Annotated in this window: 19 protein-coding genes; 1 reads left to right on the forward strand and 18 read right to left on the reverse strand. The window is 55.6% G+C overall.

Annotated features, from left to right (window positions below; translation table 11 throughout):
- Nucleotides 1-63: 63 nt before the first annotated feature.
- From hfq to ndk, 10 genes are all read right to left on the reverse strand, one after another.
- Nucleotides 64-300, reverse strand: a complete 237-nt coding sequence (hfq, locus tag FQ179_RS08135) for an RNA chaperone Hfq (protein WP_137237690.1) — start codon at nt 298-300, stop codon at nt 64-66.
- Nucleotides 301-418: 118 nt separating this feature from the next.
- Nucleotides 419-1,492, reverse strand: coding sequence for a histidinol-phosphate transaminase (gene hisC, locus FQ179_RS08140; protein ID WP_149396682.1), 1,074 nt, complete (start codon nt 1,490-1,492; stop codon nt 419-421).
- A complete protein-coding gene (gene der / locus FQ179_RS08145; protein ID WP_149396973.1) occupies nt 1,489-2,979 on the reverse strand; it encodes a ribosome biogenesis GTPase Der in 1,491 nt (496 codons plus the stop codon). Before der ends, hisC begins: the two co-directional genes overlap by 4 nt.
- 5 nt (nt 2,980-2,984) lie before the next feature.
- Nucleotides 2,985-4,142: an outer membrane protein assembly factor BamB gene (bamB, locus tag FQ179_RS08150; protein ID WP_149396683.1), complete on the reverse strand. Its 1,158-nt coding sequence runs from the start codon at nt 4,140-4,142 to the stop codon at nt 2,985-2,987.
- Between the two features lie 3 nt (nt 4,143-4,145).
- Nucleotides 4,146-4,781, reverse strand: a complete 636-nt coding sequence (locus tag FQ179_RS08155) for a tetratricopeptide repeat protein (protein ID WP_149396684.1) — start codon at nt 4,779-4,781, stop codon at nt 4,146-4,148.
- Between the two features lie 4 nt (nt 4,782-4,785).
- On the reverse strand, nt 4,786-6,075 hold the full coding sequence (gene hisS / locus FQ179_RS08160; RefSeq protein WP_149396685.1) for a histidine--tRNA ligase: 1,290 nt from the start codon (nt 6,073-6,075) through the stop codon (nt 4,786-4,788).
- Between the two features lie 36 nt (nt 6,076-6,111).
- Nucleotides 6,112-7,410 carry a flavodoxin-dependent (E)-4-hydroxy-3-methylbut-2-enyl-diphosphate synthase gene (ispG, locus tag FQ179_RS08165; RefSeq protein ID WP_149396686.1) on the reverse strand — a complete coding sequence of 433 codons (1,299 nt, stop codon included), beginning with the start codon at nt 7,408-7,410 and terminating at the stop codon, nt 6,112-6,114.
- Entirely contained in the window at nt 7,407-8,021 is a 615-nt protein-coding gene (locus FQ179_RS08170; protein ID WP_149396687.1) for a RodZ family helix-turn-helix domain-containing protein, read from the reverse strand. Before FQ179_RS08170 ends, ispG begins: the two co-directional genes overlap by 4 nt.
- Nucleotides 8,018-9,190 (reverse strand): 23S rRNA (adenine(2503)-C(2))-methyltransferase RlmN, encoded by a 1,173-nt coding sequence (rlmN, locus tag FQ179_RS08175; RefSeq protein ID WP_370459845.1) that lies wholly within the window; start codon nt 9,188-9,190, stop codon nt 8,018-8,020. The genes FQ179_RS08170 and rlmN overlap by 4 nt, the downstream gene beginning before the upstream one ends.
- A 20-nt stretch (nt 9,191-9,210) precedes the next feature.
- Entirely contained in the window at nt 9,211-9,636 is a 426-nt protein-coding gene (gene ndk, locus FQ179_RS08180; protein WP_149396688.1) for a nucleoside-diphosphate kinase, read from the reverse strand.
- 493 nt (nt 9,637-10,129) lie between these two features.
- On the opposite strand from ndk, the gene FQ179_RS08185 reads away from it, so the two are divergent.
- Nucleotides 10,130-12,997 carry a valine--tRNA ligase gene (locus tag FQ179_RS08185; RefSeq protein WP_149396689.1) on the forward strand — a complete coding sequence of 956 codons (2,868 nt, stop codon included), beginning with the start codon at nt 10,130-10,132 and terminating at the stop codon, nt 12,995-12,997.
- Between the two features lie 247 nt (nt 12,998-13,244).
- Here the strand turns inward: FQ179_RS08185 and trmD are convergent, their stop codons facing one another.
- From trmD to FQ179_RS08225, 8 genes are all read right to left on the reverse strand, one after another.
- The gene (gene trmD, locus FQ179_RS08190) at nt 13,245-14,153 is read right to left on the reverse strand and encodes a tRNA (guanosine(37)-N1)-methyltransferase TrmD (protein ID WP_149396690.1); all 909 of its coding nucleotides are present in this window, start codon (nt 14,151-14,153) and stop codon (nt 13,245-13,247) included.
- A gap of 100 nt (nt 14,154-14,253) precedes the next feature.
- Complete coding sequence (gene rimM / locus FQ179_RS08195) at nt 14,254-14,883, reverse strand: ribosome maturation factor RimM (protein ID WP_149396691.1); 630 nt, start codon at nt 14,881-14,883, stop codon at nt 14,254-14,256.
- Between the two features lie 104 nt (nt 14,884-14,987).
- Nucleotides 14,988-15,242, reverse strand: a complete 255-nt coding sequence (gene rpsP / locus FQ179_RS08200; protein WP_149396692.1) for a 30S ribosomal protein S16 — start codon at nt 15,240-15,242, stop codon at nt 14,988-14,990.
- A gap of 147 nt (nt 15,243-15,389) precedes the next feature.
- The gene (locus tag FQ179_RS08205; RefSeq protein ID WP_149396693.1) at nt 15,390-15,656 is read right to left on the reverse strand and encodes a sulfurtransferase TusA family protein; all 267 of its coding nucleotides are present in this window, start codon (nt 15,654-15,656) and stop codon (nt 15,390-15,392) included.
- 16 nt (nt 15,657-15,672) lie between these two features.
- Nucleotides 15,673-18,297, reverse strand: coding sequence for an alanine--tRNA ligase (alaS, locus tag FQ179_RS08210; protein ID WP_149396694.1), 2,625 nt, complete (start codon nt 18,295-18,297; stop codon nt 15,673-15,675).
- A 100-nt stretch (nt 18,298-18,397) separates the two neighbouring features.
- Nucleotides 18,398-19,522 carry a hypothetical protein gene (locus FQ179_RS08215; protein ID WP_149396695.1) on the reverse strand — a complete coding sequence of 375 codons (1,125 nt, stop codon included), beginning with the start codon at nt 19,520-19,522 and terminating at the stop codon, nt 18,398-18,400.
- A 10-nt stretch (nt 19,523-19,532) separates the two neighbouring features.
- A complete protein-coding gene (locus FQ179_RS08220; protein WP_149396696.1) occupies nt 19,533-20,096 on the reverse strand; it encodes a type 4 pilus major pilin in 564 nt (187 codons plus the stop codon).
- 30 nt (nt 20,097-20,126) lie between these two features.
- Nucleotides 20,127-21,221 (reverse strand): general secretion pathway protein, encoded by a 1,095-nt coding sequence (locus FQ179_RS08225; RefSeq protein ID WP_188074532.1) that lies wholly within the window; start codon nt 21,219-21,221, stop codon nt 20,127-20,129.
- Between the last annotated feature and the right edge of the window lie 14 nt (nt 21,222-21,235).

Here is a 21,235-nt window from a genome sequence, read left to right on the forward strand (position 1 = left end):
ACAAACGAAATACCCGCCGACGCTGAATGCGTGGCGGGTGTTTCGGTAAAGATATGGCGAAAATTATTCAGCAGAGTCATCTACTTGAAAATTGACGGGACGCGCGGGTACGACCGTCGAAATCGCGTGCTTGTACACCATTTGGGTTACGGTATTGCGTAAAAGCACTACATATTGGTCAAAAGATTCAACCTGTCCCTGCAGTTTGATACCGTTGACCAGATAAATGGATACGGGTACGTGATCTTTGCGCAGGGCGTTTAGAAATGGATCTTGTAGTGTTTGCCCTTTGTTGCTCATTGGCTAGGCTCCAATTTGTTATTGAAATGGTTTGGTGAAAGTTCTACTTTACAGGGTTTTCCCGATGATCGCACGATCAGCTGGAAAAAAATACCCACTACCCGGGGGAATCAGCAAATTACTGACAGATTTCGGCCAGGTTGATACATAGACGCTCACACTCTTCAGGAGTTCCAACAGTAATACGAAGAAATTGATCAATTCGCTGATTTTCAAAATGCCGAACCAGAATATTACGCTCGCGAAGGGCCTGGCTTAAGCCAAATGCATCATGGTGCGGGTGCCGGGCAAATACAAAATTTGCCGCACTAGGCAGTACGTCGAAACCCAGCCCAGCCAACCGTTTGATAAGCACCTGGCGCGCCTGCATGATGGCATGCCGAGTGCTATCAAAGTAGGCTGTGTCTTGAATGGCAGCAACTGCAGCTACCTGAGCCAGGCTATCAAGTGGGTAAGAGTTAAAACTATCTTTTATACGATTTAAGCCATTGATTATTTCTGGGCTGCCCATGGCAAACCCCACACGCAAGCCCGCCAGCGAACGCGATTTCGACATGGTGTGAATAACCAAGATGTTGTCATACTGGCCAAGCAACGTCGAAGCGGACTCAGCGCCAAAATCGACATAAGCCTCGTCAACCACCACTGGAGTATCGGGGTTGGCACGTGCAATCGCCTCGATGTCAGACAATGGCATGGCTATACCCGTCGGCGCATTGGGGTTGGCGAAAATGATGCCAGCAGGCGCATTGCCACCTGCCAAGGTGTAGTCGGACGCGCAAATGGAAAAATCATCAGTAAGCGGTACAAGCTGGACGTCAATATCATAAAGCACACAATACGTGCGATAAAAACTGTAGGTAACGTCGGGCATGAGCAACGTGCGCCCTGCCCGGCGAAACAAACCATTGAAAACGTGAGCCAGCACTTCATCAGACCCATTACCAACGAACACCTGCGCGGCATCAATACCATGCAGGGCCGCAACGGCCTCACGCAGTGCTTTGCTCTCGTTGTCGGGATAAAGCCTCAGACGGTTGCCTACCGCCTGCGTAATGGCCTGCAAAGCCTTGGGCGAGGGCCCGTAGGGGTTCTCATTGGTATTGAGCTTGAGCAGGTCTGGCACTCGCGGCTGCTCCCCTGCGACATAGGGGGACAGGCTCGACACATGATCACTCCAGAAACGGCTCACTTTTGCCCCTGTATGTATGGATTATGCGAAGATTTGAATTCAATTCGCAACGGCGTGCCATCCAGTTTGAACTCTGTACGGAAGCGCGTTTCAAGATAACGACGATACGATTCGGAAATCGCATCTAAGGCATTGCCATGCACCACGATAAGCGGCGGATTCTGACCACCCTGGTGTGCATATCGCATTTTCGGACGGAAAATGCCCTTACGCGGCGGAGGCTGTTGTTCAACCGCAGCCTGCAGCACCCTGGTCAGCTTTGGCGTCGACAGCTTGGCGAAGGCGGCTGCATGGGCCGCGTTAACCGACTTGAGCAAGGCGTTAACCCCCTGACCTTTGATTGCCGACGTCGTATGCATACGCGCAAATGACAGAAACCGTAATTTGCGATCAAATTCGCGCTGGGTAAGCTCACGCTGCTCGCTGTCTATGGCGTCCCATTTATTGATGGCGACAACCAGCGCCCGCCCAGTCTCCAGCACGAAACCAGCAATATGGGCATCTTGATCAGATATGCCGTTTTCCGCATCAAGCATGAGCACAACGACATTGCTTGCCTCAATGGCCTGCAGTGTTTTGATAACCGAGAATTTTTCTACGGTTTCAAATACCTTGCCGCGGCGTCTTAAGCCGGCTGTGTCAATAAGCGTATATTCAACGCCACCTCGTTCAAATTCGATCTCAATGGCGTCGCGCGTCGTGCCCGGCATGTCGAACGCAATGACGCGCTCTTCACCCAACAGCGTATTGATCAGTGTGGACTTCCCTACGTTGGGCCGCCCCACAATAGCCAGCTTGACGCGATGGTGCGGGTCTACCTTCGCATCTTTAGTTGTCTTTGAGGCTTCAGCAGCTTCAGGCATGGGGTTGCCATCGGCGTCGATGAGTACTACCTCACCCGACGGGGCTTGACCCTGTGTGTCATGCATCTCACTCGGATCGTTGTCGTCGACAGCAAATGTGTTGACGTCCTCATTACTGGGCAGCGTCTCAAAATCAGCGAGAGCCAATTCGATCAGATCTACAACGCCATCACCGTGCGATGCCGAAATGGGGTGAGGCTCGCCAAGCCCGAGTTCATGAAACTCTGCCGTGACCGAACCGTAACGCATGCCTTCAGCCTTGTTGACGGCCAGAAAAACACGCTGCCCGCTTTTACGCAAGAGGCGGGCAATTTCGTGGTCATGCGCATTGACGCCTGCTCGCGCGTCGACCAGAAAGATCACGACATCAGCTTCGGCAATAGCCTGCTCAGTTTGGCGCGCCATTTCGAGGAGTATGCCGTCTTTGGCCACCGGCTCGAACCCGCCGGTATCTACGGCAATAAACGGATGATCACCCACCCGACCCTCGCCGTAGTGACGATCACGCGTCAGGCCCGGAATGTTGGCGACCAGAGCAGCTCGCGAACGGGTTATTCGGTTGAAGAGTGTGGATTTGCCTACATTGGCACGCCCGACCAGAGCAACAACCGGTTTAAACAAAATAGAACTCAATTGACACCAACCATGACGAGTTTGCCATCACCGGTTTGCACCAGCACCCCACGTGGGGTAGCAGTGAGGGGCGACACGAGTGCGCCGCCACCAACACGTACGCGACCGAGCAGATGCCCATCGCTACGGGCGAGAAAATGTACATAGCCCTCTATATCGCCAACCGCCACGGCCTGCGAAACAACTGCAGGCTGCGTCAAGCTGCGGTTAAGCAACGCATTTTGTTTCCATACCTCATGGCCATCAGCCAGCGCAAATGCATGGACAACGCCGCGGCTATCGGCGGCGTATGCCTGTTGGCCATCCATTGTCATACCCGTAAAGCTGGAGAATCGTTTTTCCCACAATGGCGCCCCCCCCTGAGACAGGTCGAAGCACGCAATACGCCCTTGATATGCCACGCCGCACAACAAAGGCCCTTGTATCTGAGGAGCACCAACCACATCACGTATGCGCTCGAGGTCTGTCGCGCCTTGAGACACGGCCACGGCGCCCTCCCATTGCACGTTACCTGAGGCGATATCGATGACAATGAGACGACCGTTGGGTAACCCAGAAATGAGGTAGCCATCAACAATGCGCATTTGCATATTGGTTTTAAGCGCCAGCGCAGGGCCGGGCCGCTGCACGTTCCAGAGCACTTCACCTGTGGCGGCGTCAAACGCCTGTATGCGGTAGTCGCTGCTACGCACCACCACAACACCTGCTCCTACCACGGGAGGGATCTGCACGGCGCTAGAAGCCTGTGCACGCCATTTCTCGACGCCCTGTGCATCAAAGGCAATGACAGCGCCATCCTTACTTGCAACCGCTGTGGTGTCACCGTCTGAGCCTGCGCCTGCGGCAAGCTTGCTGCCGGCATTTGCCTGCCATTGAACTGCGCCTGAACCCAGATCAATTTTTACAACGCTTCCACTGGCAGCCGCCGCAAAAACGGAGTTACCAACCAAGGTAGGTGCGAACCCATAACCGCCGCCGCTGCCGACAGACGCTGTCCAGGCGATGGAAGCCGAAACGCCTGCCGAATATTCGGTAAGCGGCGCTGGTTCGTAACGCTTATCGGAACTTGAGAACATCGAGCAGCCTGCCAGCGCTGTCAGGCTAAGCGCAAGAAGGGCGCTGCGGATCACACCACGTGTAAGCGAAATGGACATAGGTCAGGCCTCACCCAAAGCATCGATTTTAAGTTGGACAATCTGAGTCAAAGGATCAGTGCCCAACAATTTGAGGGCATTTTCCCACGCGGCATGGGCTTCGTCTTTTTTACCCTGCGCAAACAGAATGTCGCCACGCCTGTCAGCATACAGGCCAGCAAATGAAGACGGAGCATTATCAAGCTGTGACAGCGCTTCGTCGTATTTTTTTTGATCCAGCATAATGCCGGCTAAACGCAAGCGCGCAAGCGGGATGAGCGCCGCATCGCCACTTTTGGCCACCACCCACTCTAACTGGGCTCGGGCAGCGTCAAGCTCACCGCGTCGGCGCAGCGACTCAGCGGCAACGAGCGCACCACGCACCGCGTAACCAGAACCGGCGAAGTCGTCGCGCAAGGTCTGGCTAGCTGCCTGAACGCGGGTAATGGCATCATCACCATCTTGCGTCGCTGCATTCTCAAGCGCTTCGTAATACCCCATGGCCTGGCTTGCCTGATGCCCTTGATACCATTGCCAGCCACGCCACCCGGCGACACTGGCAGCAATCACAAACGCGATCACAACGCACAGCGTACCGTAGCGCTCCCACCAGGCACGCAACGCGTCGAGTTTTTCCTGTTCTTCTAAATCGTATGCCATCGGCTCAAACCTTTAATTTCAACTCTGTTACCAGACAATCGAATGGAATCGTTTCTTGTTGCGGCTGTGTGTCATCGTCTGTGGCGCGCAGCCATTTGACGCTGGCACTACCCGCCGCGAGTTCGTCAGCCGCAAGAATGACGGCTACACGCGCCCCGCTACCGTCTGCGCGCTTGAACTGCGCCTTGAAGCTACCCGGGCCGGCATGAACAATGACACGCAATCCGCCATCGCGCAAGCGCTCGGCCAACTGAGCAGCCATACGTTGGGCGTCGGCGCCTTGGTGCACCATATAAACGTCACACTCGCTTTGCTCAACCTCGACCGCCGATTGCGTACACAGGTCGAGCAACCTTTCCATACCGATGGCGAAGCCAACGGCTGGAGCCGGCTTGCCGCCGAGCAATTCGATCAGGCCGTCATAGCGCCCCCCGCCGCATACGGTACCCTGGGCGCCGAGGCGGTCAGTTACCCACTCAAATACGGTGAGGTTGTAGTAGTCGAGCCCACGCACCAAACGGGTGTTGAGCGTGTAGGCGATACCCGCATCGGCCAAACGCTGGCATACGCCATCAAAATGCGCACGCGACTCGCTACCGAGAAAATCAAACAGACGTGGCGCGGCGTTTGCCATTTCTTGCATGGCGGGGTTTTTGGTATCTAACACACGCAGAGGGTTAGTATGCATACGTCGCTGGGCTTCGTCATCAAGCACGCTCTTGTGCCGTTCAAGATGGCGAACCAGGGCATCACGATGCGCGGCACGCTCGTCGGCCTGCCCGAGCGAATTCATCTCTAGCCTGATGTCGTTCAGACCGAGCGTTTTCCAGAGACGGCCAAGCATGATGATGAGCTCTGCGTCGATGTCTGGGCCGGCAAACCCCAATGCTTCGACATCAATCTGGTGAAACTGGCGGTAGCGGCCACGCTGCGGCTTTTCATGGCGAAATACCGGGCCCATGGCCCAGACGCGATGTGGCCGCTCGTACAGCAAATTGTGTTCGATGCACGCACGCACCATACCAGCCGTAAACTCGGGCCGCATGGTTAGCTGCTCGTTATTGAGTGCATCGGTGAAGGAGTACATCTCCTTCTCGACGATATCGGTTACCTCACCGATGCCCCTAGCGAAAAGCCGGGTATGTTCGAGCACCGGCGTACGCATGTTGCGGTATCCATACGAGCCCAGCCAGTCGCGCACGGTCGCTTCAAGCGATTCCCATGAGGCACTCTCGTCGGGTAATACGTCTTTCATGCCAGTAAGGGCACGAACCTTTTTAAAGGTTTGGGTCATGTTGCTTTGCTTCGTGTAGTGCTTCTTGTAACCTGATCAGCCACAGTCAGTAGTTTGAGTGCTGGCGCCATAACGACGCGCAACATAATTTTCGACAATTGCCTGAAATTCTTGTGCGATGTTATCGCCTTTCAGGGTGACCGTACGTTGACCATCGATAAAAACCGGAGCAGAAGGCACCTCGCCCGTGCCCGGCAAACTGATGCCAATATCGGCATGGCGGCTTTCGCCCGGCCCATTGACAACACAGCCCATGACAGCCACATTCATGGACTCAACGCCAGGGTAGCGTGTTTTCCATGCAGGCATCTGGTCGCGCAAAAAGGTCTGAATGCTGTCAGCCAGTTCCTGAAAGAAGGTACTGCTGGTGCGACCACACCCTGGGCATGCGACCACCATGGGGGTAAAGGCACGCAGGCCCATGGTTTGCAAAATTTCTTGGGCAACAATCACTTCTCGCCGACGGTCGCCGCCAGGCTCTGGCGTCAGCGAAATACGGATCGTATCGCCAATGCCCTGCTGCAGCAGCACCGATAGCGCTGCTGTTGAGGCAACAATACCCTTGCTACCCATGCCTGCCTCGGTCAACCCCAAATGCAGGGGGTAATCGCAACGCGATGACAGGTCTTTGTAGACGGTAATCAAGTCTTGCACATGGCTGACCTTGCATGACAGCACAATGGCATTTGGCGACAGACCCAACTCTTCGGCCCGGTGGGCATTGGTGATGGCAGATACAACCAACGCCTCGCGCATGACCGCCTGGGCATCCCAAGGCTGGGAGCGCGCGTTGTTTTCATCCATCATGCGCGCCATGAGCTCATGGTCAAGGCTTCCCCAATTGACGCCGATTCGCACAGGCTTTTCGTAGCGGCAGGCCACTTCGATCATCTGCGCGAAGTTATCATCACGCTTTTTGCCACCGCCCATGTTGCCGGGGTTGATACGGTATTTTGACAGGGCCTGAGCGCACTCAGGAAACTGACCCAGCAATTTATGCCCGTTGTAATGGAAGTCACCAACCAGCGGCACCGACATATTCATCCGGTCGAGCAAGTCGCGTATAACAGGAACTTGCTGGGCAGCCTCAGGGGTGTTTACCGTAATGCGCACCAGCTCTGATCCTGCCTGCGCAAGATCCCATACCTGCTGGGCTGTCGCTTTGGCATCGGCAGTGTCGGTGTTGGTCATGGACTGCACAACAACGGGGGCACCGCCCCCTATCTGCACAGCCTTGCCTCCCCACCGCACAATAGCGGGACGCGTAGAACGCCGAGGAGCGGCCCCGATAGAAGTTGGATTGCCAGATGTCTGTTGGCGCAATGTATAAGTCATGATTTTAGCGATTTGAGCCAGTCGAACACGAGCCAGGAGTCAGGCACCCAGCCCCGCTCGACGGCATAAAAACCGGCCACGAATAACAAAACAAGAATAATGACCAGCCAACCCCATGGGCGGCGCACAGCCTCACCATGCAAAGGCATTTCAGCCGGCCCCATGGGGGCAGCCTGAACCCCAGCGGTTGAGGTCGTTGCAGCCCTGATGCCTTCGGTACCGGCCTGATCGTCGAGCATAATCAGCAAGGCATCAACATCGGCACCAAGATAACGACTGTAATTTTTTACAAACCCACGTAACGCAGCACCACCGGGGAGGCGACCCCATTGCTCGGTTTCAAGTGCTTCAATCTGACGAACGGAGTATTTGACACGGGCAGAAGCCTCATTGCGCGAAATACGTTTGGCCTCTCGAATACCTTGCAAGGTACTGCCCACACCCTGACCGCCCTCTTGCGAGGCAAGGGGTGAACCAGCTAACACAACGACCTCGGATGGCTCTGCGCCATCGAGCCTTTCAGCTGTGCGTCCAGGCAAAACGCTACCAACGGGAACACCTGGGCTTGACACGCCGGGCTGTGCTTCTTCTTTAGGCAACGGCAGATTCATCCACGCTCCTGATTGATGGCGATAACGGCCCGGTCTGGAAGGCGCTCATTAATGCGAGTGCGATCGCTGACTTCACCGGCAAGCTGCCCACAGGCGGCAGCAATGTCATCACCACGCGTCTTGCGTACTGTTGTGATGACACCTGCGTCCATGAGCCGCTGCGCAAACAAACGCACGCGAACTGGCGGCGAGCGCTTAAGCCCCGACTGGGGAAATGGGTTAAAGGGTATCAGATTAAATTTACACCGGATCCGTCCGGCGATGGCGATGAGTTCTTTAGCATGCTCGTCAGTGTCGTTGACACCATCGAGCATAATGTATTCGAAGGTAATGAAATCGCGAGGTGCATACTCAAGGTATCGATTGCACGCATCAAGCAGCTCGGCAATGGGGTGCTTGCGGTTTAGCGGCACCAGCCTGTCGCGCAGCGTGTCGTTACCGGCATGCAGCGATACGGCAAGCGCAACAGGGCAGTCACGAGCGAGCCGATCGATCATGGGTACAACACCCGAGGTTGATACCGTGACCCGCCTGCGTGACAAACCGTAAGCATGATCATCAAGCATCAGCCGCAAGGCACCAACCAGCTGGTCATAATTGAGCAGCGGCTCTCCCATACCCATCATGACCACATTACTGATAACGCGGTCAGGCGCAGGCTGATCGCCTGTTACGCCAATGCGTGCACTGCTTCTATCGGCCTCAAGCACGCGCTTGGCATGCCATAGCTGGCCAATGATCTCGGCGCTGGTGAGGTTGCGATTAAAGCCCTGATAACCGGTCGAACAGAACGGGCACGCCACAGTGCACCCAGCCTGGCTGGAGAGACACAAGGTGCCACGATCGTCTTCAGGAATAAATACCGTTTCGACCGCATTATTGCGGCCTACGTCAAACAGCCACTTGCGCGTACCGTCTGCCGATACATGTTCGGTCGACACAGTAGGCGCCTGGATGACGCAGTTTTCGGCAAGCTGTTGCCGAAAACTGCGCGCAAGGTCCGTCATGCTATCGAAGGAATCAGCGCCCCGCTGATGTATCCATCTCTGAAGCTGCCGGGCACGGAAGGGCTTGCCACCCCACTGGCCGACGAGGTCGGTCAGGGCGGCACTATCCATGCCCAGAAGGTTAATGGGCTGAGGCGTAGCCACGACAGTGGGGCGATGCATTGATGGACCTTGTTTTGGTATTAACGGCTGTAGATATTGCTTTCTGGGAAGAAAAAGGCAATTTCCACTGCTGCGGTTTCAGGTGCGTCGGAGCCATGAACTGCGTTGGCATCGATGCTGTCAGCAAAATCGGCACGAATCGTACCTGCTTCGGCTTTCTTTGGATCAGTCGCGCCCATGAGGTCACGGTTTTTCTGGATGGCATCGTCACCCTCGAGCACCTGCACAAAAACAGGGCCCGAGATCATGAATTCGACCAGGTCTTTGAAAAAAGGACGCTCTTTGTGTACGCCGTAAAAACGCTCGGCGTCGCCGCGTGAAAGCTGTTGCAGACGGGCAGCAATAACTGTCAGGCCGGCCTTTTCGAAACGGGCAACGATCTGACCGATTACATTTTTGGCAACAGCATCGGGCTTGATGATAGAAAGAGTGCGTTCAATAGCCATGTAGATTCCAGAGAAAAAATGACGCGCCCAATCGCATTGACATTAAACGTGCCCAGCGACATTGGCTGGTTGCGCGGCATGCCAAAAGATTGGGACATTGGGTTGTGAAAACAGTTTATTCAATAAAAACAATAACTTTGGCAAAGTTAATGTTAACCCGTAATTTTAACATGCCACGCCACTGCAGCTTGTGCCCCATAGCCAACCACCATAGTGAACGACACAATATTCCCATGTACCATGGGCCGGCCACAGGCTCACATCCTGTACGGCTATGTACTACACTGACTGCGAGCCTCTTTGGCACGACATCTGGCATATAAATGCCAGCCGCTGTGGTGTTCTGCCAGCATCCGTGCCAACAGGGCTGCCCAGGCACCTGAGCCGTCAGATAAAATACGTGTTTTACCGTCGCATATTTTTTACCGTCGCTTGTTTCATAGAGCCGATGCCCCAGGCAATCGACAGCCGTCCTTATTCTTTTTCCGTAACTATGACCACGAATCCCGCTGCCCTCCCCGATCAGCTTTCAAAAAGCTTTGAACCGCAAGAACTCGAATCGCGCTGGTACGCCGAATGGGAGCAACGGGGATATTTCCGCGGTGGTCAGCATGTTCAGAGCAACGAGCCCGGTGGCAGCCAGCCTTTTGTCGTTCAGTTCCCGCCTCCGAACGTAACAGGCACCCTGCACATGGGCCACGCTTTCAACCAAACCGTCATGGACGGGCTGGTGCGTTATCACCGCATGCGCGGCGACGATACGGTATTCATTCCTGGCACCGACCATGCCGGCATCGCCACGCAAATCGTTGTTGAACGCCAGCTTGATGCACAAAGCATATCGCGCCACGACCTCGGCCGCGAAAACTTCGTCGCCAAGGTGTGGGAATGGAAAGAAAAATCCGGCAATGCCATTACCGAGCAGTTCAGACGGCTGGGGTCGTCATGCGATTGGGATCGCGAATACTTCACCATGGACAACAACCTGTCACGCGGTGTTGTCGAAACATTTGTGCGCCTGCATGAGCAAGGCCTTATCTACCGCGGCAAGCGCCTGGTCAACTGGGACCCGGTACTGGGCACTGCTGTGTCTGACCTTGAAGTCGTCAGCGAAGAAGAAGATGGCCATATGTGGGAGATACGCTATCCGCTGACAAAGCCACAAGGCGGTATTGAGCATCTCGTTGTGGCAACAACCCGGCCCGAAACCATGCTGGGCGACGTTGCCGTCATGGTGCACCCAGAAGACGAACGCTATGCGCATCTTATCGGCCAAACCGTAATCCTGCCTCTGGTTGGTCGCGAAATCCCGGTTATTGCCGATGACTATGTCGACCGCGAGTTCGGCACCGGTGTGGTCAAGGTAACGCCCGCTCACGACTTTAACGACTACGCTGTGGGTCAGCGGCACGGCCTTGACATGCTCAGCGTCCTTACGCTCGACGCCAAGGTCAGCGATGAAGCACCTGCCGCCTATCGAGGCCTTGATCGTTTCGACGCGCGCGCCCAAATCGTCAAAGATCTGCAAGACCAAGGTTTGCTGCAAAGCATCAAGCCGCACAAGCTGATGGTGCCACGTGGCGACCGCACCAACACGGTTATCGAACCCATGCTCACAGACCAGTGGTTTGTGGCCATGAGCAAACCGGCACCCGAAGGCACGCAGCACCCCGGCAAAAGCATTACCGAGGTTGCCCTTCAGGTGGTTGATGACGGCCGCATCAAGTTCTACCCCGAAAACTGGACGACCACCTACAACCAGTGGCTAGAAAAAATCCAAGACTGGTGCATTTCGCGGCAACTGTGGTGGGGGCATCAGATCCCTGCCTGGTATGCGGAAGACGGGCAAATCATCGTGGCGCGCAACGAAGAAGAAGCGCGCAGCAAAGCCGATGCCGCCGGCATTACCGGCAGGCTGGTTCGCGACCCTGACGTACTCGACACCTGGTTCTCGTCCGCTCTGGTTCCCTTTACCGACCTGGGCTGGCCCGAAGAAACACCCGACCTGGCCCGTTATCTGCCTTCCAGTGTGCTGGTTACTGGCTTTGACATCATCTTTTTCTGGGTCGCTCGCATGGTCATGATGAGCATGCACATGACCGGGCAGGTGCCGTTTCACACCGTGTACGTGCACGGGTTAGTGTGCGACATGGACGGCAAGAAAATGAGCAAGTCCAAAGGCAATACCATTGACCCTGTAGACCTCATTGACGGTATAGAACTCGACGCCTTGCTCGACAAGCGTACCAGTGGCTTGATGAACCCCAAGCAAGCTGCCAGCATCCGTAAAAAAACCAGCAAAGACTACCCCAACGGCTTTCCTGCCTATGGTACCGACGCACTGCGTTTCACCATGGCGGCCTATGCAACCCTGGGGCGCAATATCAACTTTGACCTCAAACGCTGCGAAGGCTACCGTAATTTCTGCAACAAGCTCTGGAACGCCACCCGCTTTGTGCTCATGAACACTGAGGGGCATGCGCTCGCTCACGACAGTGTCAACACTGACGGCAAAACCGTCACTGCAGAACTCTCATTTGCAGACCACTGGATCATCAGCCAATTGCAGCGACTTGAGGCCGACATTGAACGCGGCTTTGTTGACTATCGTTTCGACAACATCGCCAATGCACTCTATCACTTTGTATGGGACGAATACTGCGACTGGTATGTGGAACTTGCCAAGGTGCAAATTAACCAGGGCAATGAGGGCCAGCAACTGGGCACGCGCCGCACCCTGATACGCGTGCTTGAAGCCGTGCTAAGGCTGGCCCACCCCATCATCCCCTTCATTACCGAAGAGCTTTGGCAGAAGGTTTCCGTCGTAGCGGGTAAGCGTGATCCAGACGAGGTTGCCAGTATTTGCGTGCAGCCCTACCCCCGCAGCAACGAAAGTGCCATAGACACAGATGCCGAGGTTCGCATTGCCGACCTCAAAGCACAGGTCGATGCCATTCGTGCCCTACGCGGCGAAATGAACCTCTCGCCGGCCCAGCGTGCGCCCCTCATCGCCCAGGGCGATCGCGACGCACTGGCCGCTAACCGCCATTACCTGATCGCGCTGGCCAAGCTTGAGAGTGTCGACATTGTCGACCACTTGCCGCAAGTAGGAGCACCGGTTCAAATCGTAGGGGCCACACAGCTCATGCTGCACGTAGAGATTGATATCGACGCCGAGCGTATTCGTTTAGGCAAAGAAATCGAACGTCTTGAGCGAGAGATTGCCAAGGCCAACGCCAAGCTTGGCAATGCCAGCTTCGTTGAGCGCGCGCCCGCCGCCGTAGTCGAACAAGAAAAAGCACGTGTGGTGCAGTTTGGCGAAACACTGAGCAAAGTGCAGGGGCAACTCGACCGTCTTTGATAGTGTGTGGAGAAGTGGATGCATAGGCATGTTGTAAGCGTGCCTGTGCATACATCGTGCTGTAACGGCATGCCACGAACACGCCACTACTCAAACTCCACAGCAAGAACGAGGCACGGGTACCCCTAAGCACATAGCACAGGCGTGACAAAGCCCCATCCTTAAGCGCAGACCCCGCGGTTTTGACATAGCACGCCCCCCATGCGTAAACGCCAGGAGCTTGCTGCGGAACAGGCGTCTTATTGCTTTATTTTTGCGCGTGAGTCAGCGTCTTCAAAAAAGCCTCGTCTGATTTTGACAGCAAGCCGGCTTTTCTGGCGGTAATAATTAGATCAGGCCTTCGCGCCATGGTCAGGGCAAGCGATTGTTGGCGCCGCCAGGCAGCAATATTGACATGATGACCGGACAACAGCTCTGTAGGCACAGACACACCTTCGTACTGCTCAGGCCGCGTGTAGTGCGGGCTGTCTAATAGGCCAGTTAAGGCTGTGTTGAACGAATCTTGCGGTGCCGACTGGGCATCGCCCAGCACACCGGGCAACAGGCGCAACACACTGTCCATAATAGCCAGCGCGGCGACCTCTCCACCTGACAGTACAAAATCGCCCAGCGAAAGCTCTCGCGTGACACAGCGATCAATAAATCGCTGGTCGACACCTTCATAGCGACCACAAACAAGAATGGCACCTGCACCTGTGGCAAGCTCTTGTGCCACAGCCTGATCAAAGCGCTGCCCGGTCGGGCTCATCAAAATCACCGGCGTGTCGCTTGTGGACGAATCAACGTCCGCAGCATGGGCTGAAATATCAGCGCTGACGGGGACAGAAACATCGGCAGATGACGTAACGCCATCTGGATGTAATTCGACACCAGCAGAACCTGGTACACCCTTTAAGTGACGTGCCTGCCCAGCGCTAACTCGACGCGCTGCTCGGGCAGAATCAACCGCCTGCTCAAGCGGCCCTGCCATCATGACCATGCCGGGCCCGCCACCGTAAGGACGATCATCAACGGTACGGTGCACATCGTGGGTATAGTCTCGCGGATTCCAGAGCCCCAATGACCATAGCTGCTGCCTGTGCGCCCTACCCGTCACCCCGAGGTCTCGAACTACATTAAACATGTCCGGGAAAAGCGTGATCACATCAAAACGCATGGGGCAATGCCTTCATAGTATAAGTGGGTGTGACACGCTGAAAACCAGCGCCCACCGGGCGTAAGACAAGACTAGAAGGCCAGCACTGACTGCAGAAGCGTCAGAGCTCAGTGGGCCAGTTACTGTCGATGCGTTTGCCGGCGATGTCTACGGTATGAACGTGCGCCTGGACGAAAGGAACCAATTCTTCGACGGGCCGCCCACGGGCGCTAAGCACCGCTGTGACCTCTCCGTCCTCATTGACGTGCTGGCGTTCAACCTTGAGAAGCGCATGGGCACCGTTGTCGGTAACTTCAGCAACAACGCCAATGAGCGCAGGCTGACCTTCGTGCATGCCATAGAACTGGCAGCCGATGAGGTCAACCCAATAATATTCGTCTTCTTCGGCGGCAGGAAAGGAGCCACGCGGTACCCAAACGGTATGGTTTTTTAGATTATGGGCGAGATCGCGGTCAGCCAGGTGCTCAAACTGAGCAACTATGGTGGACCCTTGCGGCCTGCTCGCTATCACACGGATTGCTCGCGCATGCGGCAAAACGCCCGTACCACCAGGGGGAACGGGCGATCTAAGCCACCAGTCATTAACTTCGAGCAGCGTGTTGCCGCCCGAGGAGTGTGGCTGAATTTTTACCCAACCTTTAACTCCATAAGCCGAAACGATGCGCCCAAGCTCGACCAGATCTTCGGGCTGGGCCTGGCTTGCGTCAGGAGTTTGGTGCGGGGTGCTCATCTGGATAACTTACGCATGGCTTGCGCCAAAAAGAAGACGCAAAGCCGGGCCAAAAACCACACTACCGCCTTGGGCAGCAGCGAGCCTGAAGGCCTGCGCAATAATTAGGCTGCAGCCTTTGCAGAGTACTCTTTAACCAAACGAGCAACAGCGGGTGACAATTGCGCGCCAGTGTCAGTCCAGTGCTGCACACGATCCATTGCCAAGCGCAGGTTCTCTTGCCCTTCAGTAGCAACAGGGTTGTAAAAACCCAGACGCTCGATGAAACGGCCATCGCGGCGATTACGCGAATCGGCTGCCACAACGTTGTAAAACGGACGCTTCTTCGAGCCGCCACGGGCCAGACGAATCACAACCATGGTAATCCTTTGAATATACGGTAGAAAACAAAAGATTCTAGCATTTTTTTGAGAACATCGGCAATCTAAACCGGATTGTTCCATAGGGAATAAGAAAAAAACCAACACCTTACGCGCAAGTGGTCCGATATGAGCAATGACGTGGCCTTAGCGCCGACGCAAATAATGACTGACAGCCAGACCCTCTTCTACTTGTGCTTCAAGCGCATTGCCCGTTTGCTTCGCAAACGCCTGAAAGTCTTGAATTGCGTGGGTATCAGTGGTTACAACCTTGAGCACTTGACCACTTTGCAGCTGCGCAAGTGCTTTCTTTGCCCGCAAAATTGGCAAAGGGCATTTCAGCCCCGAAGCGTCGACCTCCAGGTCGACGGCAGGTATGGCCTGGCCCGAGCTATTCGTAGTTAAGTCACTCATGTTTGCTTCTTTTCGATTACGGTGCCAGCTTCTGACGCACCCAAGCCTCAACGCCTTCTGTAGCCGCTGGAAGCGCCACGACATCTGTACCGCCCCCCATGGCCATCTCGGGACGGCCACCGCCCTTACCACCCACCTGGGCTGCCACCATACCAACCAGATCGCCGGCCTTAACTTTGTCGGCCAGATCGGACGTAACACCAGCAACCAGGCTGATCTTGTTGTCAGCCACCGTTGCGAGCAACACCACTGCAGACTTAAGCTTGTCTTTTAACTGATCAACCATACCCCGCAATGCTTTGGGGTCAGTGCCTTTCATGTTGGCAACCAGCAGCCTGACATTGCCTTCAAGCACAATGGCATTGGCGGCGAGATCACTACCAGCCGAAGTAGCTAGTTTGCTCTTGGCCTGGTCAAGATCACGCTCCAGCGACTTGATCTGGGACTGCAGCGCTGCAATGCGCTCAACCACGCCGGCTGGTTGCGTTTTGAGTTGCCCGGCTGCGCGCAACAAGGTTTCATTCAAATTCTGAACCCACTTGACGGCGTTATCACCCGTAATGGCTTCAACGCGTCGTACGCCAGCGGCAACGCCGCCTTCGGAAACAATTTTGAACAGCCCAATATCGCCCGTGCGCGCCACATGAGTGCCACCGCAGAGTTCACGTGAAAAACCAATATCGAGAACGCGAACGGTATCACCGTATTTTTCGCCAAACAAGGCCATGGCGCCACCCTGCACCGCCTCATCATAGGGCATGACACGAGCACTGGTCGGATGATTGGCCAGAATTTCATCGTTGACAATGCGCTCGACTTCAACGATCTGTGCTGGCGTAACCGGTGCGTCGTGGGCAAAGTCAAAACGTGTTTTGTCTGCATCGACTAACGAGCCACGCTGTTGCACATGCCCGCCCAGTACCTGGCGCAGTGCCTTGTGCATAAGATGGGTAGCCGAATGGTTACGCACGGTTCGAGCACGCTGTGCGGCATCAACCCGAGCCTCAATGGTATCACCGACAGAAAGCACGCCTTGCGCCACGCGCCCATGATGGCCAAAGACCGCGCTTTGTATTTTTTGCGTGTCAGCAACCTCAAAAAGCATGGCGTCACCGGCGAGTACGCCCGTATCGCCCGACTGCCCACCTGACTCAGCATAAAACGAAGTGGTATCGAGCACGACAATGGCTTCCTGACCTTGCTGAGCACTAGGTACAGAGGTACCTTCTACGTAAATCGCCGTAATTGTGCCCGTCTGCTCAAGGTGCTCATAGCCCTCAAATCGCGTATCAACACCCGCGTAGGTCAAGCCTTCAGCGACCTTGAACTTGCCAGCGGCGCGCGCCTGCTCGCGCTGATGACTCATTGCCTTTTCGAAGCCTTCGAGATCAACCTGTACGTTGCGCTCGCGACAGATATCTGCCGTCAGGTCTACCGGAAAGCCGTAGGTGTCATAAAGCGTAAAGAGGGTCTGCCCGTCGAGCGTGCCGTTTTCTGACACGCCGGCAAGCGCGGCATCGAGAATCTTGATGCCGTGCTCTAAGGTTTCGCTGAACCGCTCTTCTTCCTGGCGAAGCACCTGCGCGACGCGATCTTGCTGGGCCTCAAGCTCAGGGTAGGCCTGCCCCATTTCGGCCACAAGGTCTGGCACCAGTTTGTGAAAGAACAGACCAGTTTGACCAAGCTTGTGCCCATGGCGCAAAGCTCGCCTGATAATTCGGCGCAATACATAGCCCCGGCCCTCGTTGCCTGGGATAACCCCATCAACAATAAGAAAGCTGCAGGCGCGAATGTGATCGGCAATAACCTTGAGCGAATTATCGGCAAGGTTATCGACCCCGGTTTCACGCGCAGCAGCCTTGATCAGCGCCTGGAACAAGTCAATTTCATAGTTGGAATGCACATGCTGCAACACGGCAGACACGCGCTCCAGGCCCATACCGGTATCGACGCACGGCTTGGGAAGTGGCGTCATCGTGCCGTCAGCCGCACGCTCGAACTGCATGAAAACGAGGTTCCAGATTTCGATGAAACGGTCGCCATCTTCTTCGGGTGACCCCGGAGGCCCGCCCCAGATGGCAGGGCCATGATCATAGAAAATTTCGGAACAGGGCCCACAAGGCCCGGTGTCCGCCATTTGCCAGAAGTTGTCCGACGCGTAGCGAGCGCCTTTGTTGTCGCCGATACGAATGATGCGCTCAACCGGAACACCGACTTCTTCTGCCCATATCTGAAAAGCTTCGTCGTCTTCGTGATAGACCGTGACAGTTAGCTTGTCGGCTGGCAGACCGTATACAGACGTGAGCAACTCCCAGGCGTAATGGATCGCATCACGCTTGAAATAATCGCCAAAGCTGAAGTTGCCCAGCATCTCAAAGAACGTATGGTGGCGAGCGGTATAGCCTACGTTTTCAAGGTCATTGTGCTTGCCACCTGCGCGCACGCAACGTTGTGAGCTGGTTGCGCGCAGGTAGGAACGTGTTTCTCTACCGGTGAAGACGTCCTTGAACTGAACCATGCCCGCATTGGTAAACAACAGCGTCGGGTCATTGGCCGGGACCAGCGACGACGACGACACCACCTGGTGGCCCTTGGTCTCAAAAAAGGACAGGAACTTTTTACGTATTTCAGACGCTTTCATTGCAGAAAAACACTATTTGACAGGTAACCGCTAATTATAGAGGGAGATTTGCGATTCGGGGTCGTACACAGGCAAAGCACACCTTTACGTTGGCGCCAACCTAGCCAAGACATAGATAACGCCTGATGCGCCTATTGCCGTCACCCTCCCCTTCAGTGCTGCCTTCACTCATAAAAAATGCGGTAGTACCAGGCGGGCATGTGCAGTTTCCCGTGTGGGGATTAACGTAGTATGAATTAGGACGGCCCGGCTGACCTGGGCCTCTTAGTTGGCACAAATGCGAGCCGTCAACCGCGAACGCACCCGCTACGCCCCCGGTCAGTGCGCGCCATTGCCTGTTTCGGCAAAGCACTAAACCGCCGCGTTCGCGCAACGCGACTGCCCCCTCACTCGCGCAGGTAAGCAAGGTGGGAGGGATCGATCGCAAATGCAGATAACCGCCTACCTTAACGTCAGAAGACGCGGTAACAGGGCCTTTCACGGAAACGGCTGCTTGAAACTCAGGATCGCGCGTGTCGTGCATGCGTACGAACTTTGTGCCTGAGGTCGAGGTGGCCCCAACCGCCAACGCAACGGTTCCGGGAAGTAGTGCGGGACCTCTCCACGGCGGATTGACCCAGTCAAATGATGCGCCTGCAAGCTGACGAGGCCTGGCGGGGTTTACCCAACCACCCATTCCTTGCGTGCTTAGCAACCATTGTGCAATACCGCGGCTGTCTACTTGACGGCTATTTGGAGCAAGCATGGGGTGACGGCTGTAAACGACAGCGTGCAGACGACAAGCGTCCCCTGTGCAGCCGGGATTTTTGAATAAACGCACATGCGCTCCTTCCCTACCGGAAGCAGGCATTGCACCCCGACTTGCCGTAGCAGCCCCGTTGACCGGCCCTGCCAAGTTTAAACGCACAGCCATAGGCCCCGTCTTGGGAAACCCTCTCGACAGCAGACCATCTGATTCAAGCTCGCCCAGCGTGGGCGCAGCCCAATCTGCATAACCGGCGTTGGCCAGCGCATCGGGCTGGGTTGCTGAGTGCAAGGTGTCGGCATAACGATCCAGATACGCTGCCACGCCGTCGCGCACGGACATCATCCATACCGCCGACGCCTGGGCCCCCGACTCGTGGGCGGCATCTGCCAACCTTGCAGCACCCCATATAGCCAGCAATGTGGCCACCAGCGTCGCGACCAACAGTTCGAGCAGCGCAAACCCTTGTTGTTTGTGCATGATTCATGCCTTAGCTCATGGTAAACACGACCGTGTTTACATCACCCCGCGCGCAGCGTGCTTTAGCCAGCTGCGCGTTGTACTGAACAGTGCCGTCTTTTACTACCGAAGTGGCGCGCCCTTCTGCACCCATAACAATGGTATCGGCCATACGCTGCATCACCGATGCGATTGATGGGCACGCTGCATGGCTTACTCGTGTCAGTGTGATCGAGAAGGCCGATCCGCCGGCCTGCTCGGCAACACTGATTTCGCCGTTGGCACCAAGGCCATGCATTACGCGAGGCGCATCTTCTCTGCCTGAGACCGTAAAAATCGACGAACCCATGACCGAGCTGGCCAGCGTTGACGTGTTCATGCCCCTATAGGGCGTGGGTGAGCCACTAAGCGCATTGACCTTAGCCTGTAGAACAAACCGTGCCAATTGCTCGCCGACTTTAGGCACTTTGCTTTCTACAACAAAATTACTGATTACCGGGACGCCGATAATTGCCATCAGCAGAACAATAGCCATGACGACCGACACCTCAACCAGCGAGAACCCTCGTTGCCCCGAAACAGCCATAACAGCCATATAAGCTAGCTCCTTGAAAACCGCCCGGCCTTATTGCCCGGCATAGAAAAAAATGAGCGACTGGCGCAGCTCATCGATGACGGCATAATGAAAAAAGCCGATGACGGCCATGCTGGCAACCACTGACAACAACAGGGCCCAGCGCCATGCCTGCGCTTGCCTGGAAACGGTGCCCAACACATGATTACGCAAGCGCGCTGCGCACAACTGAAGGCCTGTGGCGAGGCCTCGCGCAGCCACCATGTCGCACAGAAACCAAAAATGATCGCTATCGAGCATGGGCGTTTCAAAACTGGCAGCACCTGTAGCGCCAGCATCAATACGCGCCAGCATGAATGCGATGCACTCTGACATCCAGGGCGAAGCGCCGGCCTGCTGACTTCTGAGAGCAGTACGCAACTGGATAGCACCACTGCCACCCGTGTCGAGCAAAATCGCGGTGAAATCAAGCAGTCTCAGTGTTTGCGCATATCGATAGATCCGCCAGATTGCGTGACGATCCAGCCAGCGGCGCACGGGACCTACGGCATTAGGCAAAGACCACAGCAGCACGAACGCTGCCGCAGCCAGCAGCACCGCCGCGATCAGCCACCAGGATTCGACCTGACGTGCCAGCCCGATCAGGCGCAACGTCAGTGGCCCGTAGTGGTCGGAGGGCAATACGGCAAACGCATGCAAAAGCTGAGGCAGCGTGTAAAAAGGAATCGCAAGCAACATGATGAACAACAGGCCGAGGGCCATGGCCGCCGCTGACAGACAACCGGCCAAAATACCTCTGACACTCTCGGCAAGCCGCAGGGTTTCCGAGAGTTTGCCCAAGGTGCTGGTTAGCGCGGCATGGCCGAACGCTTGTGCACACCTGAGAATACTGAGTTCTATCATGGGAAAACTGCCGCGCCAGGTGATATAGAGATCTCCACCTGATGCCTGATAGACACTTAACCATTCACGAGAAAGCCTTCCACGTACAGAGCGTTGCCCAAATCGGGCGGCATCTTGAGAAAAAACCTCTTTAAGTGTTCGGCGACCTTGACCACCATGAAGCAAGGCACAAAGATAGTCGTAATAGTCGACCCGCATTTGCCTGAAACGCCATCGATCAAAAAGACGTGAAAGCCGTGTCATGATTGACAGTTGGT

The organism is Pusillimonas sp. ANT_WB101, from assembly GCF_008369125.1.
Lineage (GTDB): Bacteria > Pseudomonadota > Gammaproteobacteria > Burkholderiales > Burkholderiaceae_B > Allopusillimonas.

What these genes read in the sequence shown, in the direction of transcription:
- hfq (WP_137237690.1), bottom strand. Translation starts at nt 300, where the DNA reads ATGAGCAACAAAGGGCAAACACTACAAGATCCATTTCTAAACGCCCTG.
- bamB (WP_149396683.1), bottom strand. Translation starts at nt 4,142, where the DNA reads ATGTCCATTTCGCTTACACGTGGTGTGATCCGCAGCGCCCTTCTTGCG.
- FQ179_RS08155 (WP_149396684.1), bottom strand. Translation starts at nt 4,781, where the DNA reads ATGGCATACGATTTAGAAGAACAGGAAAAACTCGACGCGTTGCGTGCC.
- hisS (WP_149396685.1), bottom strand. Translation starts at nt 6,075, where the DNA reads ATGACCCAAACCTTTAAAAAGGTTCGTGCCCTTACTGGCATGAAAGAC.
- ispG (WP_149396686.1), bottom strand. Translation starts at nt 7,410, where the DNA reads ATGACTTATACATTGCGCCAACAGACATCTGGCAATCCAACTTCTATC.
- FQ179_RS08170 (WP_149396687.1), bottom strand. Translation starts at nt 8,021, where the DNA reads ATGAATCTGCCGTTGCCTAAAGAAGAAGCACAGCCCGGCGTGTCAAGC.
- rlmN (WP_370459845.1), bottom strand. Translation starts at nt 9,190, where the DNA reads ATGCATCGCCCCACTGTCGTGGCTACGCCTCAGCCCATTAACCTTCTG.
- ndk (WP_149396688.1), bottom strand. Translation starts at nt 9,636, where the DNA reads ATGGCTATTGAACGCACTCTTTCTATCATCAAGCCCGATGCTGTTGCC.
- FQ179_RS08185 (WP_149396689.1), top strand. Translation starts at nt 10,130, where the DNA reads ATGACCACGAATCCCGCTGCCCTCCCCGATCAGCTTTCAAAAAGCTTT.
- trmD (WP_149396690.1), bottom strand. Translation starts at nt 14,153, where the DNA reads ATGCGTTTTGATGTGATCACGCTTTTCCCGGACATGTTTAATGTAGTT.
- rimM (WP_149396691.1), bottom strand. Translation starts at nt 14,883, where the DNA reads ATGAGCACCCCGCACCAAACTCCTGACGCAAGCCAGGCCCAGCCCGAA.
- rpsP (WP_149396692.1), bottom strand. Translation starts at nt 15,242, where the DNA reads ATGGTTGTGATTCGTCTGGCCCGTGGCGGCTCGAAGAAGCGTCCGTTT.
- FQ179_RS08205 (WP_149396693.1), bottom strand. Translation starts at nt 15,656, where the DNA reads ATGAGTGACTTAACTACGAATAGCTCGGGCCAGGCCATACCTGCCGTC.
- alaS (WP_149396694.1), bottom strand. Translation starts at nt 18,297, where the DNA reads ATGAAAGCGTCTGAAATACGTAAAAAGTTCCTGTCCTTTTTTGAGACC.
- FQ179_RS08215 (WP_149396695.1), bottom strand. Translation starts at nt 19,522, where the DNA reads ATGCACAAACAACAAGGGTTTGCGCTGCTCGAACTGTTGGTCGCGACG.
- FQ179_RS08220 (WP_149396696.1), bottom strand. Translation starts at nt 20,096, where the DNA reads ATGGCTGTTATGGCTGTTTCGGGGCAACGAGGGTTCTCGCTGGTTGAG.
- FQ179_RS08225 (WP_188074532.1), bottom strand. Translation starts at nt 21,221, where the DNA reads ATGACACGGCTTTCACGTCTTTTTGATCGATGGCGTTTCAGGCAAATG.